We start from the raw sequence: 14,259 nt of genomic DNA, 5'->3' as shown, positions 1-14,259 counted from the left end.
GACTTATCTAAGAAACCCACGTGCCAAACCGACTCGACGAAACCGCAGTATCGCCAACCCGTAGGCCCGCGCTGAACAGCATAAATTCCTGTCCTATTCTTTGCGTTTGCGCGGTGTGTGAGATGCTGTAAGCGAGACATCGGCTGGCCGGATACAGGCTTCTTACCCTGTCATCTGTGTCGTATGTCAAGACCCATGGGTGCCGAGTTTTGGCGAGACTCGCAGCGAGCTTCTCGTGATCACTCCAAGAATGAGAACTCATATAGAGTTCCTCGCCCTTAACTAGATATGGTGGATCGACGTAAAGCAAGACAGGCTTAATGCGCCGGGAGATACTCGACAAAAAGTCCAACGCAGATTTCTCCGTCACGGAAATCTTGTCGCTGAGAGTCTGAAGGCGCCGAATTCGCGCGGCCAAGTTAGCCTTGTTGAATCGAGCGTCAATCTTCCACTTTCCGGTTTGATCGAGTCCACCAATTGGGCGTGCAGTCAGGATGCCCGATCGATTGCAGCGATTGAGGAAAAAGGTTGCAAATCCGAGATCGATATCGCTACGTCCAGCAGGACTTAGGTACGACTCCCTGTGTATGTGCCAAGCCTCGACACTGACCTCCGCCTCCAGGATGCGATCTATGAACGCGTCCGTATCAAACAGCACCGCACGCCAGAACGCTACAATCCCTGGATTTAGGTCATTGATAATGAGGCTTTGGATATGACCCTCAGCTAGTAGGTACAGTCCGGCACCCGCTCCGCCTGCATACGGTTCAGCGTAGGAGTCAATTACATCAGGTTGACTTGACAAAACTCGAGCGAAGAAAGGCCCAAGCTTCGCTTTCCCGCCTGGATATCGCAGGGGCGAAATAAATTCCGTCTTCACAGCTGTGCGTCGATCCGTTCTAGCATCGGCCGGAAAGCCGCACTGAATCGGCGAGCAAGATGCGGATCGGGCACAACGTTCGGATTATGGACGAAGCCATTCAAGTACGGGATACCCAACTCTGAGGCTTCGAGAAAGGCCTGCGCCAATTCCCTGTCTCTCTTCGGATTACTCTCGATGTCTGGATCAAGGAATTTTAGCATAGCAATGATCTTGTTCTTAAGACTGTCGCTCTCAGTGGTACCCGAAAGGCGTAATGCCTCCGGCGAAGATACCGACAACTCAACAACTACTCGTGCCATCACGCAGGCAACGCTTGAAAAATCCTCGATAACGAGGTCTCGGCACTCTTTTAGAACTTTCTGTATCCGCTGAGGATGATTAGGAAGCCTAAGGTCATGGAACAGGTACTTCTCGGGCTTAGCCTCGTGTTTGCGACCTACGCTTCCGACCGGTGCCCCATTGCCAGATGTCGCCGTTTGGCCGCTGCCGGCTGGGGTACTGGATCCCGGAGCAGGCGGCGAACTCGGGTTAGGGGACGCTCCAGAATTAACCGAAGTTGTCGAAGGTGATGAACTCACGTTGGCGGCTGACTGATCAGACATGCTAGTTGCCGTGCCAGCGGTTTCAGCGAGGCGGAACGGATACCTTCGTGCCTCGGTATCCGATGGCAGCAGGTCGGGCACACCATCTAGTAGAGTTTCTCTAATTCTTGCATTTTTATAGGCATCCACTGAGTTGTCTCGAATAAATGTGAAAGCCCAACGAAAGAACGGCTCCAGCTGCTCGCGACTATGCCGAACGAGGAGCATGCGTTCGCGCGAAGGGCTATCTTCGTCTACTTCGATTGAGAAGTGAAGACGATTCAGGACTTCAGGAGAAAAGAATCTGCCGATATTGGTTAGCTTACCTCGACGGGTCTGGCGAATGAGCTCTGTGAGTTCGTCATTCTGGCTGTAAGCTTCTTCCACCTCATCAGCCATTACAATGGACCGTATCGTGCCACTATCGACTGGGCGGTTTGCTCGCCTGCGATGAGTCGCAGTCTGCGGAGCGCTCCAACGCCTAACCCCACGCCCGTTATTCTCCCCAGTGTGTCGAAGAACGATCCAATGTTCGGCTTCTTCTCGACTGGTCATGATTAGGGTAAATACGGACTTCGGTGGGGTGCCCAGAAGTGCTGCTCGCCGAAAAGCGGCACGGTATTCTTCATTATCGGCAAGCATGGGATCGCCTAACAGCTTTAAAGCAGCGAACCGACGATTCCCTTCAAGGATTAGATACTTGCTGCCTTGCTTGATCGCGATCGGAAGCTCCGCCGGATTCGTCTGACCCGTCTTGGCCATGTCTCTAGCCAAGCTGATTAGAGCATCGTCACCCTCATCGAGGAGCTGGTTGATCGCCTCTCGATCACTTGAGGTCCCGTCGGGCAGCCGTGGATTCTCCGGATCGAGGATGACCTGTGACGGCCGAAGTTCCTTGTACGGCACGATACCTCCCCAGCCGACTCGTTGACGCATCGTATCGAGAAGACTCCGGACTAGGCCATCCCTCCACTGTCGACTGCAACAACGACGTAGGTAGCCGCCATCGTGTCCGAACGGCTTGGCCGTGCGACTGCTCAACTAGAGCAAGAGGCTTGAGGTGACTGCGCGGACTGCGCCAAGAAGCACCAGCTCGGGCTGACGACAAGACAACCAGCCTTCATGCCCCGGAGGCTGTTGGGACACGACTGATCGCTTCGGCTTCGATGCTGCGCACCCGAACCGCCGGGCTACGACCATTGCGCGACAATGCTCAAGCCATCCGCGATGTTCGTGCAGGTCAGGGCCTTGCAGCGTCCGGTCTTGAAAACCGGTATGGGGAAACTCATCGTGGGTTCGAATCCCACGCCCTCCGCAGGTCAGGCCACAGATGGAGCGACACCCGCCCTCGACGATCCGGAATGGGGCATCGAACGGTGACATCCGCCGAGACAGTCGGTGATCGATGCCGCCCGGTTGGGTGACTGCGCGGGGACACCGAGTGTCGTTGGGTAGAGCACGCGGCCGGTCCTCCTGGGCTGGTGGCCGGCCGTGTAACCAGCCCAGGTGACCGGCCCGTGGAGTCCACCCCATGTCGTACGACCCGAATCCGCACAGCTGGGGCTCCGGACCTCAGGGCCAGCGGCCGTCGCAGGGCCACGTGTACGGCCACCAGTACCCGCAGCAGCAGCCTCCGGTTGTGTCCGGACCGCCGGCCCAGCACTATGGCGTCGGCTGGCAACAGCAGGCGCCTGAGTTGTGGCAGCAGTCGGCTCCGTCACCGGCGCCTGCGAAGAAGGCCCGCTGGCCGTGGCTGGTGCTGGCCGCGGCGGTCCTGGTTCTCGTCGGCGGGTTGTACACCGCATATGACAAGAACCTGATCTTCAAGGATTCGGGGATCAAAGCCTGCGAGGGTTTGCGAGACGGATCGAAGACAGTGGCCGGCACCGACAGTGCCAGCAACCAGAAGATGACCGAGGCGCAGTACCGGCAGGCGCGGAAAGTCTTCGAGGATTCCCGCTACGACGACATCCGCGACCACGGTACGAAGCTGATGGATGTGGTCTGGCAGATGTCGCAGACGCTTGACGGCAAGGAGGAGGACCAGATGGGCGCCCTGATTTATCTTCAGCCGCTCACGCAGCAGATGACCGGCCTGCAGTCCGCGTGCGCCGATCAGGGCATCATCATCAACCTGAAACCGGCGGGGAACTAGGGTGATCGGACCGAACCTTCCGATCAGGCGACCGGAGGGATGACTCGCGACGACCCCAACCCTTGGCCGCATGGGCCTCGACCAGGAAAAGTAACGTCCCCCGCCGACCTGCGCGGACGCAGACCAGCGGGGGTCGTCGGCTGTTACTTGCCGTACCAGGTCCACAGTTGCTCGAGTTCCATTGCGGTTGAGCTCACCTTCCACCCGCCGCCCACGGTGTGGTCGGTTGCCTCGACCCAGTTGAAGTTGCACTTGACCCAGGTGCCGTAGCCCTGATTGTTCCGGCAGTAGCGAATCTCGACGCCGTCCGCAGACCAGACGTACGCCATCGCGGCGTAGCCGTCGGCCTTGCCGTCCCGGACGTAGACGTTGTCGCCGCTGTAGTCGACGCAGACTGACGTGGACGCCAAGGCGGCGCTCGTCGTCTTGCACTCGCCCTCCACGAGGCCGGCCGTCACGCCGGTCTGGCAGATGACGTTGCTGTCCCCGCAGGTCTTGTAGTAGTTGTCGTCGGCCATGGCCGCCGCCGGCAACGCGACCACCGCGACCACGGAGGCCGCGAGTGCGGACACCGCGCCGCGCATGAGGTTCAGCTTGCTGGTTCGCAAAATGGGATCTCCGTTCTGGGAGGGTGCGTCGAACTAGCAGCCTCGGGCCCGGTTGGCGCGGCCGCCGCGGGCGCGCTCGGCCCGTTTCCGCGGGCGCTGATTCCGCGGGTGCTCACCCTCCGGCCGGCGGCTCCAGGCCGGCCGGGAGTCGTGGGAAGCGGTGGTCAGCGCTCCGGCGGCCAGCAAAGCCATCCCATGGGCACGAAGATGCATCTTCACGTCAAGATCTCCCCGTAGACATTGAACGACGGGGGACGCTACCGGATCTTCGTGCCCTCGTGGGGGTCAGCGGTTCGGGGTGACCGCCGCCAGCAGCTCCGGCGCCCGCTTGTCCAGCAGGTCGGCGGCCATGTTCCAGCCGATGAGATAGGCCGCCGTGCCGTACGCCACACCGACCGGCAGGCCGATCCACATCCACACCGGCCCGAGGAGCAGCGCCACGATCTGGAGCGGCAGACTGACCACGATCGAGCCGAGCAGGACGCCGAAGGCGATCAACCCCTTCGCCTGGCTGCCGCCCGACGGCATCGCGAACGGGTTGCTCGACGCCGGGAACGCGTACGCCGCCCGCACCGAGACCGGCAAGACCAACCCCAGGCCGACGCCGTACGAGGCGATCAGCAGGCCGAACGTCGAGGGTATCCGCCCCGGGTCGCCGTACAGGGCGCCCACCACAATGGACACCACCTCCAGGAGCGGCAGCGTGAAGATCGCGTGCGCCGCCGCACGGGAGCCGATCTCGACGCGCCCGGGGACGCCGGCGGTGACATTCGCGGCGTACGCGCTGCCGTCGAAGCCGAACTGGTTGGCGAGCCCGAGCGCCGCCATCGCGCCCATGAAGATGACCAGCGCACCGGGCGAGCTGTCGCTGACCGAGAGGCCGACCGGCATGAACAGGCCGACCATGGTGAACGTGATCAGGCTGGCCCGCCGCCGGGTCTCGCGCCACCAGTAGCGCACCTCGCGGGACACCAGCGCGCCGAAGCGGGTGCGCGGCAGCCGGGGTAACAGCAGCAGGGCGACCGGGTGGCGATCGGTGGCCGTCCGCCGCGTTTCCGAGCCGACCGTGCCGATCATCGCGTTCTCCAGGGTGGCGCTCCACCACCGGAGCAGGCCGCCGATGGCGACCAGGGCGATCAGCAACTTCAGCAGGGCGGCCCACCAACGCCCCGCGGCGATTTCCAGACCGATTTCGTACGGGGCTCCGACCGGTGTCCACCCCACCACCTCGGCCACCGTCCCGACCGCGCCCCAATCGGCTCGCTGGGCGCCGGCCAGCACCACGAGCTGGAGCGGCCCGATCGCCGCCGCGAACATGGCCAGCACGATCGCCGCCAGATCGCGGGACCGGCGCGAGCGGAGACCGGTCGCGAACGCGCTGGTCACCGCCCGGCTCACCGCCACACACAGGAGCAAGCCGGCGACCACGCCGACCAGCTCGCCCACGGCGGCGGCGGGACCGCCGAGCTGGGCCGCGGTCTCCACCATGCCGGCCGTCGCGGCCAGCGTGGCCAGCGCGGGCAGCCCGGTGAGCGCGGCCGCGAAGAGCCCACGCAGAAGCGCGCGGCGGCGCAACGGGAGCAGCGCGAAGCGGGCCGGGTCGAGCGACTCGTCGACGCCGAAGAAGACCAGCGGCAGGAACAGCCAGCCGAGGACGATGACCGCGCCGCCGAGCGGGAGGAGGATCGCCGCCGCGCCCGGGCGGTGCGCCACGCCGGGGATCGCGAAGATCGCGTACCCGATGATCGCGAAGACGCCGGAGAGCACGACCCCGAGGAGGAACAGCGCGATGCGCGCCGGCCTGCCGCGCAGGCCGTTGGCGAGCAGGCGCAGTTTGAGCCGGACGAACGGGAGGACCCCGGGAGTCATAGCCAGGCCAGCTCGGAGCCGGTCGCCACCCGGCCGCCGACGACCTGGACGAACACCTCCTCCAGCGAGCGATCGCCGCGCACCCGGTCGAGCGGCCCGTTCAGCCGCAGCACCCCGTCGGAGAGGATCGCGACGTGGTCGCAGAGCCGCTCGACCACCTCCATCACATGACTGGAGAAGACGACCGTGCCGCCGCCGGCCACGTACCGCTGGAGGATGTCGCGGATCAGGGCCGCCGAGACCGGGTCGACCGCCTCGAACGGCTCGTCCAGCACGAGCAGCCGCGGCGCGTGCAGCAACGCGCAGGCCAGGCCCATCTTCTTCTTCATGCCGGCCGAGTAGTCGACCACCAGGGTGCGGTTGCCGACGCCCAGCTCGAGCACCTCGAGCAGCTCGCGGGCGCGCTGGTCGACCGTCGCCTGCTCCATGCCGCGCAGCAGCCCGTGGTAGGCCAGCAGCTCGGGGCCGGTGAGCCGGTCGAAGAGCCGCACGCCGTCGGGCAGCACGCCGACCCGTGCCTTGGCGGCCGCGGGGTCCGCCCACGCGTCGTACCCCAGCAGGAATGCCTGACCCGCATCCGGCCGCAGGAGGCCGACGGCCATGGAGAGCGTCGTGGTCTTGCCGGCCCCGTTGGGGCCGAGGAGGCCGTAGAACGAGCCGGCCGGCACGTCCAGGTTGACCTGGCTGACCGCGAGCTTGGTGTCGAAGTGTTTGACCAGGCCGCGCAGCGACATGGCCGCGGCCTGCTCACCCTGGCGTTGCGCCGGCGCCGTCATGACCCGACGGTAGCGGGCAACATCCAGCCCGGACCACCCCCGTCGTGGGAGTGGCCCGGGCTACCCCCTCAACCGATCTTTTCGATGACGGCGTGCCGGATCAGGAACTTCCCCGGCTCGCGGACCTGCTCGAACGCGGCGTTGTTGAGCAGGACGCAGCTGCCCGAGGTCGTCTGGACCTTCACGGTGGTGCTCTTCCTGTTGTCCAGGTTCGTGACCTTGAGGACGGTGCCGATCGGGAAGGTGCCGCTGGACGCGAAGGGCGCGCCCGACTCGCCCGACAGCGTGACCGTCGAACCCTTGCAGACGACCTGGCCGGCGCCGGTGCCGGCGGCCGGAGGAGCAGCCGGGGCGGTCGTCTTGGGCGGCTTTGCTGGTTTTGTCGGTGAACCCGCCGCCGAACCAGCCGCCGCGCCGGGAACGGAAGCGGCCACATCGGCCGTACATCCAGCCACCGCCCGACGCTGGTTGATCAGGTCGACGACCGCCTGCCGGTTCGCGATCCGGGCATCCGACAGCGCATCCGGATTCGCTCGCTGCCCCGCGATGAACTGCAGATTGTTACGCAGCGCCTGGTCGAGACCGACGCAGTTCTCCGCGGCGCTGCTCACCCCGGTGCCGACCGCGACCGCCCCGCCGGCGATCGCCAGCGCGACCCCGCCGATCAGCATCTTCCGCGTACGCCCGCTCATCGAATTCCGCCGGTACCGCCTCATGACCCGCTCCTTCGCTAGGTGGTTGCCGGGTCATACGCGGCGCCCACCTTAAGGAGACCGGGGTCGTACCTTAAACAACCTTAAATGCGGAGCGACTCCGGAGCGTGCAGCCGGAGCATGGTCGCGCCCACGTCGTGCGGCACCCTTCGGCTGGTCAGCAGCGACCCGATCACCATCACCAGGAACGCCAGCGGCACCGTCCACGCCGCCGGCTGACCGATCAACTGCGCCGCCCAGCCGTCCAGCGGCGGCCCGAGCACGGTGATCAGCACCGCCACCATCGCCGCCCCGCCGCCGATCAGAATCCCGGCCGCCGCCCCGAGGTCGGTCAGCCCGCGCCACCAGATGCCCAGCACGAGCAGCGGGCAGAAGCTGGACGCCGCCACCGCGAAGGCCAGCCCGACAACCCGGGAAACGTCCATGTTGGAGACGTACACCGAGAGCGTGACCGGCACGACCGCGGCCAGCAGGGTGGCCATCCGGAAGTCGCGGACCGAGCCGCCGCGCCCGGCCCGCAGCACGTCGGTGAAGACCACCCCGGCGACGCTGGTGAGCAGCCCCGACGAGGTGGAGAGGAAGGCGGCGAGGGCGCCCGCGGTGACCAGCGCGCCGAGCAGCCGGCCGAGGTGACCGCCGCCGAGGGCCGCCTCGGGCAGGGTGAGCACGACCGCGTCGGTGTGCCCGGTCATCAGCAGTTGCGGCGTGTAGACCCGGCCGAGCACGCCGTACAGCGTCGGCAACAGATAGAAAAGACCGACCAAGGCCAAGACCACCAATGTCGTACGCCGAGCCGAAGCCCCGTCCGGGTTCGTATAGAAGCGCACGAGCACGTGTGGCAACCCCATCGTGCCCAGGAACGTCGCCAGGATCAGCGAGTACGTGGCGAACAGCGTCCGCTCGCCGCCGGGCAGCAGCCACTCCGGCCCGAAGTGCGCGTCGACCGTGCTGACCTGCGGCACCCGGTCGCCCTCGTCGTAGTACAACTCCTCGCCCTTGTGCACCTCGACGCCGTCGACGGTCGCGTCCTGCTCGACCACCACCGAGGTGGCCGCCGGGAAGACCGCGCCGGCCGGCGGAGCGACGGACGGCCGCCCATCCGACTGCCACTGCAAGACCAGGAAGATGACGGGTACGGCGAGGGCCGTCAACTTGAGCCAGTACTGGAACGCCTGCACGAACGTGATCGCCCGCATCCCGCCGAGCGCCACGTTGGCCGTCACCACCACGCCGACCAGCAGCGCACCCCACACGTACGAGCCGCCGGTCACCGTGGTGAAGGTCAGCCCGGCGCCCTGCAACTGCGGCACCAGGTACAGGCAGCCGATGAAGACCACGAACACGCTGGCCAGCCGCCGCAGCGCGGTCGAACTGAGCCGCACCTGGCAGAAATCGGGCAGGGTGAAGGCGCCCGAGCGACGCAGCGGCGCGGCCACGAACAGCAGCAGCGCCAGATATCCGGCGGCGAACCCGACCGGGTACCAGAGGACGTCCACGCCGTACCGCAAGATCAGCCCGGCCACGCCCAGGAAGGAGGCGGCCGACAGATACTCGCCGCTGATCGCGGCGGCGTTCCAGGCCGGGCTGACCGCCCGCGACGCGACCAGGAAATCCGAGGTGGTACGGGCGAAGCGCAGGCCGTACGCGCCGATGCCGACAGTCACCACGACGACCAGGATCAGACCCGGGACGAGGTACGGGTTCACTGCTCGGGTTTCCGGATCAGCGCGATGAAGTCCTGTTCGTTGCGTTCGGCCCAGCGCACATACGCCCAGCCCACGCCGACCAGGAACGGGAACGACAACACGCCGAGCAGCAACCACGGAAGGTTGACCCCGAGCAGCTTGACCGCGCCGACCGTGGGGGCGGCCACGAACAGCATCGGCAGCGCGCCCAGCCCGGTCACCACCACCAGCGCGAGCCGGAGAGCGAGCGAGAGCTGGGCGCGGACCAGGCCTTTCACCAGCGCCTCACCCACCGGCGTCTGCTCCGCGAGGTCCGCGTGGCTGCGGTCGGTGGGGCGGCGCCGGGCGGCGACCTCACCCAGCACCACCCGCGTACGCTCCGGAGTCCCGTCCCCGCCCATGCCCGGAGTCTCCCGGTCTCCGGGGGGATGTCAAGTACAGCGGAAGGCGGGGTCGGATAGATCTTGGGCGATGACCTTGCGGGCCTGCTCGCGACCGAGGTTCCAGCCGCGCCAGTCATCGGGATCGATCATCAGGTCGGTGCCGAGCCGGCCGAGCACGCAGGCCCGGCGGTTCGGCGGCAGCCCGGCCAGCCCGGGCACCACGTCCGGCGAGAGCGTGCTCAGGTAGTCGAGGTCGACCGTACGGGCCTGCCGGATGTTGTGTTCGGCGATCAACCGGTCCGGGTTCGCGGCAGCCAGGCCGAGCAGCGCCAGGACCCCCGCCGCGATCGCCACTCGGGGAAGCCAGGGAGCTTTCACGCGTACGCCCGCAATAAGAATGAGAAGCAGCACGAGGCCGAACCAGGCCTCGCAGCAGGCCACCAGCAGGCGCAGCCGGGTGAGGCCGTAGGTGTCGGCGTAGAGGTTCATCCGATGCAGCGCCGAACCCACGATGACCAGCGTCAAGGCGGCCAGCGAACCAAGAACCAAGCGGATCAGCGTACGGTCGGCGGGCTCCGCGCGGGGCGCCCAGCGGGCGGCGCCGGCCAGCACGATCAGGGTCAGCGCGGTGACGAAGGAGAGCTGCCAGAAGCCCGATCGGGCGTATTCGGCGTAGGTGAGCCCGTCGGTCCGCAGCACGTGCCGGTTGCCGCCGAAGAGCACGGTGAGCTGCACCGCGACGAAGCCGGCGAACAGCAGCACGAGCAGGCCGAGCGGGACGGCCCACTCGAATCGGCTGACCTTGCGGCCCTCGGTCGCGTCCAACCTGGACAGATCGGGCGGCCCGGCGCGCAGGAACGCGGCGCCGCCCAGCCCGGAAGCCGCGACGGCGAAGACGAAGACCCAGCGGACCGTGGTCGGCAGGTCGACCTTCGGCGAGAGACGCTGGAGGGTCCCGGCGAACGCGGCGTCGGCCGAGGCGAACAGCGCGCCGAAGACGACCAGCAGCGTGATAGAGACCGCGACCGTGGCGGCGACCCGGACGTTCGCGGCGGCCTCGACCGGCTTGCGCACCCGCGCCGCGGTCCGGGCCAGCCAGGGCAGCGCGCGGAAGGCGGCGAACACCGGCATCGTGTAGCCGGCCGCGATGCTGCGCAGCGAGTGCCCGCCGGCCAGGGCGAGCGCGCCGGTGAGGGTGGCGGTCGCGAGGCAGAGCAGGAAGAGCCACCCGGCCGAGCGGATCGTGCCGACCCCGATCAGCGCGACGGTCGCCGCCGCCCACGCGTAGCGGTCCGGGCCGGGGCGCGCGGTTCGGCGTACGACCAGCGGTTTTGGTTCGTCCGGATGCGCGGCGGCGGGCATCGCGCCGGCGAGGACCAGCGCGCCGACGCCGGCCATCGTGGCGACCAGCCAGCCGACGCCGGCCCGATCGAGCGGCAGGCTGATCGCGGCCACCACGGCGGCCCCGGCGATCGCCAGCATCCCGCCGGCGGAGGGTGGTCGGTGGGCGCCCGGCCAGTAGCGTCCCCAGGGCGCGGTCGAGTGCCAAGGCCCGTGCAGCTGGGGCGGGTAGACCGGAGGTCTTGCAAGAACCGGCGGAGCGGACACGTTTTACCTCCATATTTCCGGCTATCTTTGGGCAGGGTTGTGCCGCCCATCGGGCGATACGGGCTAGCTCAGGCGGCCTGCTGAAGCGGCAGCGTCACGTGGATGTGGCAGCCGCGATGGGCCCCGTCCGGGTCGACGACCGCGATCGTGCCGCGGTGCAGTTGCACCACCCAGCGGGCGATCGCCAGGCCCAGCCCGGTCCCGCCGCCGCCCGGCCGCTCGCCGCGGGTGAACCGCTCGAAGACCCGGTGCCGCTCGGCCGGCGGAATGCCCTCGCCCTCGTCGGCGACCGCGAGCAGCAGATGATCGTCGCGGCGCTCGGCGCGCACCAGCACGGTGCCGCCCGGCGGGCTGTGCCGGGCCGCGTTGTCCAGCAGGTTCGCGAAGACCTGGTGCAGCCGCTCCCGGTCGCCGGGCACCACGACCGCCGGCGCGGACACCTCGAAACGCACGTCCCGTCCGGCGCCGGCCGCGTTCACCCGGGCCTCCGCGACCACGTCGTCGAAGAACGAAGCAACTTCGATGGGTGTACGGGCGAGCTGCACCACGCCGGCGTCCACCCGGGACAGGTCGAGCAGCTCGGTGACCAGCCGCCCGAGGCGCTCGGTCTGGCTCAGCGCGGTCTGCATCATCTCCGGCTCAGCGCTGGCCACGCCGTCGACGATGTTCTCCAGCAGCCCCTGCAGCGCGGTGATCGGCGTACGCAGCTCATGCGAGACGTTCGCGATCAGCTCACGCCGCTGCCGGTCGGCCGCCTGCAGGTCGGCCGCCATGTGGTTGAACGCCTCGGCGAGCTGGCCCACCTCGTCGCGGGAGGTGGCCCGCACCCGCCGGGAGTAGTCGCCCTGCGCCATCGCCTTGGCCGCCGCGGTCATCTCGCGCAGCGGCGAGGTCATGCCGTGCGCCAGGATCTGCAGCGTGCTCAGCGCCACCAGCATCGCGGTCACCGAGGTCCAGATCGGGAACCAGTGCAGCCAGAGCGTGAACCAGCCCATCCCGGCCGCGCCCGCCCCGATCAGGATCATCCCGATCTTGATTTTGATCGACCGCACCGGGTCGAGCGGCCGGGGCAGCGGAATCCGGACGCCCATCATCGCTCCACCTCCAGGGCATAACCCACGCCATGCACCGTACGGATGAGATCCGGACCCAGCTTCCGCCGAAGGCCCTTGATGTGGCTGTCCACCGTCCGGGTGCCGGACGCGTCGGCCCAGCCCCACACGTCGGCGAGCAGCCGCTCCCGGGGCAGCACCGTCCGCGGATGCGCCGCCAGATGCACCAGCAGGTCGAACTCGGTCGGCGTCAGATGCGCCTCCACGCCGGCCCGCAGCACCCGCCGCTCCGCCTGATTGATCTCCAGGTCGCCGAACCGCAGCGTAGGCGGCCCGGCCGGCACCGGCGCACCCTTAGCGACCCGGCGCAGCAGGGCGTGCACCCGGGCGGCGAGCTCCCGCATCGAGAACGGCTTGACCATGTAGTCGTCCGCGCCCACGGCCAGCCCCACCAGCAGGTCGGTCTCGTCGTCGCGGGCGGTCAGCATAAGGATAGGAACCGGCCGCTCTGCCTGAATCCGCCGGCACACCTCGAGCCCGTCGAACCCCGGCAGCATGACATCCAACACGACGAGATCGGGCGGCACCCGCTTCACCGCCGCCACCGCCGCCGGCCCGTCCCCGGCCACCTCCACCACGAAGCCCTCGGCCCGCAGCCGCGCCGCAACCGCATCGGCAATGGTCCGCTCATCCTCGACGACGAGCACCCGTCGCTCCGCTGCCTCCACCACCGCCACCTCCCTCCGCATCTAACCCCGCGAAGACAAGGCCGCCGGTGTGCCCCCGTGACCCACCGGCCAACCTCCGAGCGGCAGCCTATTGATCACCCGTGCAGACAAGGCGCCGTATTTGTGAACGACCTGTGGAGAACCCGAGCCGCACCCCGCAACGTCATTCCGGCCCGGTGAGGTATTGCTTTCGCCTGGGCTTCGTCTCCGACCGTCCCTTTGGCGCCCCGTCAAGCCAGTCGTCCCGGTACCACCGTTGCGGATCGTCTTGGCGACGCTTCTTGGCCTCCCAGAGGAAAGCGACGGCGAATCCGGCGAAGGCCAGCACGGTGCCGACTCCGGCTATTCAGTCCGGAACCGATCCCAGTTGACCCGAGAGGCGAGAGGCGGAGGCATCCGCCGATCACCGCGGTGTGGCGGCGCTGTGGCGATAGCTCGCGGTCAGATCCGTCCGAAGTCGATGACCACAATGCCGGTGGCTAGTACCAGGGTCGCCAGGGTGTCCAAGGAGGGGTTGTCCCGGGCCTGCCGCGCATTGGTCAGCCACTGCTCGCCGTCCTTGACGAACGCGGCGAGGTGATAGAGCACGCCGGCCAGCGTGATCAGGGTCAGGGCTCGCTTCTTACTCATCTGGTTCCTCCTATTTCCTGCTGGACACGTACAGGCCGATCAACGCGCCGAGCGCGCCGGCGATCAGCAACATCTCCCGCGGGTCGAGCCCGCCGGGGCCGGTGGTCCTCGGCGCGAGCAGCTCGGTCAGCGGCGCGCGGCAGGACGGGCATCGGCTGACCGCGAACAGGTCGCGGCCGGTGATTGGCTTGCCGCAGCTCGGGCAGGTACCAACCTGCTCGCTGGCCCGCTCGACGAAGGTGCCGAGGGTGGCCAGCTGCGCCCGAGCGGTGACCAATTCGGCCTCCGCGACCGCCTTCTCTTTACGGCGCGGGCGAGCGCGGTTTCCAGGTCGGCCACCGATTTCTCGTCGGTGACCGCTTGCAGGCCCCGGCCGAGCAGATCCACCGCCGCGGCGGTCACCGTGCTGCCCCGGCCCCTGGCGTGGTCGTCGACCGCCCGCTTGAGGTCGGCTGGCATACGGATGTAGATCGAGGACGCGTCGCTGGAGGGTGCGTTTCTTCCTGAGTGACCTGCTCGATGAGCATCGATGTCGACCCGTTGCAGCACTCGATGGCCGGTTGGTATGGGTTGGTTGACCGGTTTGCG

General features: G+C 67.5%; 14 protein-coding genes. 1 reads left to right on the top strand and 13 read right to left on the bottom strand.

Going from position 1 to position 14,259, the window contains the following annotated elements; genetic code table 11:
* Window positions 1-7: 7 nt before the first annotated feature.
* A complete protein-coding gene (locus IH26_RS64825) occupies window positions 8-880 on the bottom strand; it encodes a DNA adenine methylase (RefSeq protein ID WP_084599776.1) in 873 nt (290 codons plus the stop codon).
* Entirely contained in the window at window positions 877-2,370 is a 1,494-nt protein-coding gene (locus IH26_RS60680) for a ParB N-terminal domain-containing protein (RefSeq protein ID WP_157437774.1), read from the bottom strand. The genes IH26_RS64825 and IH26_RS60680 overlap by 4 nt, the downstream gene beginning before the upstream one ends.
* A 625-nt stretch (window positions 2,371-2,995) precedes the next feature.
* Between IH26_RS60680 and IH26_RS0147490 the strand changes: the two genes are divergently transcribed.
* Window positions 2,996-3,619 (top strand): hypothetical protein, encoded by a 624-nt coding sequence (locus IH26_RS0147490; protein ID WP_030442915.1) that lies wholly within the window; start codon window positions 2,996-2,998, stop codon window positions 3,617-3,619.
* 143 nt (window positions 3,620-3,762) lie between these two features.
* Here the strand turns inward: IH26_RS0147490 and IH26_RS0147485 are convergent, their stop codons facing one another.
* The 11 genes from IH26_RS0147485 to IH26_RS0147435 all read right to left on the bottom strand — a co-directional run bounded on the left by IH26_RS0147485 (window position 3,763) and on the right by IH26_RS0147435 (window position 13,948).
* Entirely contained in the window at window positions 3,763-4,227 is a 465-nt protein-coding gene (locus tag IH26_RS0147485; RefSeq protein WP_030442914.1) for a hypothetical protein, read from the bottom strand.
* A gap of 285 nt (window positions 4,228-4,512) precedes the next feature.
* Window positions 4,513-6,096, bottom strand: a complete 1,584-nt coding sequence (locus IH26_RS0147480) for a hypothetical protein (protein ID WP_030442913.1) — start codon at window positions 6,094-6,096, stop codon at window positions 4,513-4,515.
* Window positions 6,093-6,872, bottom strand: coding sequence for an ABC transporter ATP-binding protein (locus tag IH26_RS0147475; protein ID WP_030442912.1), 780 nt, complete (start codon window positions 6,870-6,872; stop codon window positions 6,093-6,095). The genes IH26_RS0147480 and IH26_RS0147475 overlap by 4 nt, the downstream gene beginning before the upstream one ends.
* A 68-nt stretch (window positions 6,873-6,940) precedes the next feature.
* Window positions 6,941-7,588 (bottom strand): RlpA-like double-psi beta-barrel domain-containing protein, encoded by a 648-nt coding sequence (locus IH26_RS0147470; RefSeq protein ID WP_030442911.1) that lies wholly within the window; start codon window positions 7,586-7,588, stop codon window positions 6,941-6,943.
* A gap of 80 nt (window positions 7,589-7,668) precedes the next feature.
* On the bottom strand, window positions 7,669-9,291 hold the full coding sequence (locus IH26_RS0147465; protein ID WP_030442910.1) for a sodium/solute symporter: 1,623 nt from the start codon (window positions 9,289-9,291) through the stop codon (window positions 7,669-7,671).
* A complete protein-coding gene (locus IH26_RS0147460; RefSeq protein ID WP_030442909.1) occupies window positions 9,288-9,671 on the bottom strand; it encodes a DUF485 domain-containing protein in 384 nt (127 codons plus the stop codon). The genes IH26_RS0147465 and IH26_RS0147460 overlap by 4 nt, the downstream gene beginning before the upstream one ends.
* Before the next feature lie 30 nt (window positions 9,672-9,701).
* Entirely contained in the window at window positions 9,702-11,135 is a 1,434-nt protein-coding gene (locus IH26_RS0147455; protein ID WP_245666015.1) for a DUF4153 domain-containing protein, read from the bottom strand.
* Between the two features lie 194 nt (window positions 11,136-11,329).
* Window positions 11,330-12,355 (bottom strand): HAMP domain-containing sensor histidine kinase, encoded by a 1,026-nt coding sequence (locus IH26_RS0147450; protein ID WP_030442907.1) that lies wholly within the window; start codon window positions 12,353-12,355, stop codon window positions 11,330-11,332.
* Entirely contained in the window at window positions 12,352-13,062 is a 711-nt protein-coding gene (locus IH26_RS0147445) for a response regulator transcription factor (RefSeq protein WP_030442906.1), read from the bottom strand. Before IH26_RS0147445 ends, IH26_RS0147450 begins: the two co-directional genes overlap by 4 nt.
* A gap of 420 nt (window positions 13,063-13,482) precedes the next feature.
* Window positions 13,483-13,671: a hypothetical protein gene (locus IH26_RS0147440; RefSeq protein ID WP_030442905.1), complete on the bottom strand. Its 189-nt coding sequence runs from the start codon at window positions 13,669-13,671 to the stop codon at window positions 13,483-13,485.
* A 10-nt stretch (window positions 13,672-13,681) separates the two neighbouring features.
* Entirely contained in the window at window positions 13,682-13,948 is a 267-nt protein-coding gene (locus IH26_RS0147435) for a hypothetical protein (protein ID WP_030442904.1), read from the bottom strand.
* Window positions 13,949-14,259 lie beyond the last annotated feature (311 nt).

The sequence above is a fragment of the Actinoplanes subtropicus genome, assembly GCF_000721705.1.
Classification (GTDB): Bacteria; Actinomycetota; Actinomycetes; order Mycobacteriales; family Micromonosporaceae; genus Actinoplanes; species Actinoplanes subtropicus.
The sequence above is the reverse complement of the archived record's forward strand: the minus strand, read 5'-3'. Positions and strand labels throughout refer to the sequence as shown.

Excerpts from the sequence above, each read along its gene's own strand:
- IH26_RS0147470 (WP_030442911.1), bottom strand. The coding sequence starts at position 7,588 with ATGAGGCGGTACCGGCGGAATTCGATGAGCGGGCGTACGCGGAAGATG.
- IH26_RS0147475 (WP_030442912.1), bottom strand. The coding sequence starts at position 6,872 with ATGACGGCGCCGGCGCAACGCCAGGGTGAGCAGGCCGCGGCCATGTCG.
- IH26_RS0147440 (WP_030442905.1), bottom strand. The coding sequence starts at position 13,671 with ATGAGTAAGAAGCGAGCCCTGACCCTGATCACGCTGGCCGGCGTGCTC.
- IH26_RS0147450 (WP_030442907.1), bottom strand. The coding sequence starts at position 12,355 with ATGATGGGCGTCCGGATTCCGCTGCCCCGGCCGCTCGACCCGGTGCGG.
- IH26_RS0147460 (WP_030442909.1), bottom strand. The coding sequence starts at position 9,671 with ATGGGCGGGGACGGGACTCCGGAGCGTACGCGGGTGGTGCTGGGTGAG.
- IH26_RS0147445 (WP_030442906.1), bottom strand. The coding sequence starts at position 13,062 with ATGCGGAGGGAGGTGGCGGTGGTGGAGGCAGCGGAGCGACGGGTGCTC.
- IH26_RS0147490 (WP_030442915.1), top strand. The coding sequence starts at position 2,996 with ATGTCGTACGACCCGAATCCGCACAGCTGGGGCTCCGGACCTCAGGGC.
- IH26_RS0147480 (WP_030442913.1), bottom strand. The coding sequence starts at position 6,096 with ATGACTCCCGGGGTCCTCCCGTTCGTCCGGCTCAAACTGCGCCTGCTC.
- IH26_RS0147455 (WP_245666015.1), bottom strand. The coding sequence starts at position 11,135 with ATGCTGGCGATCGCCGGGGCCGCCGTGGTGGCCGCGATCAGCCTGCCG.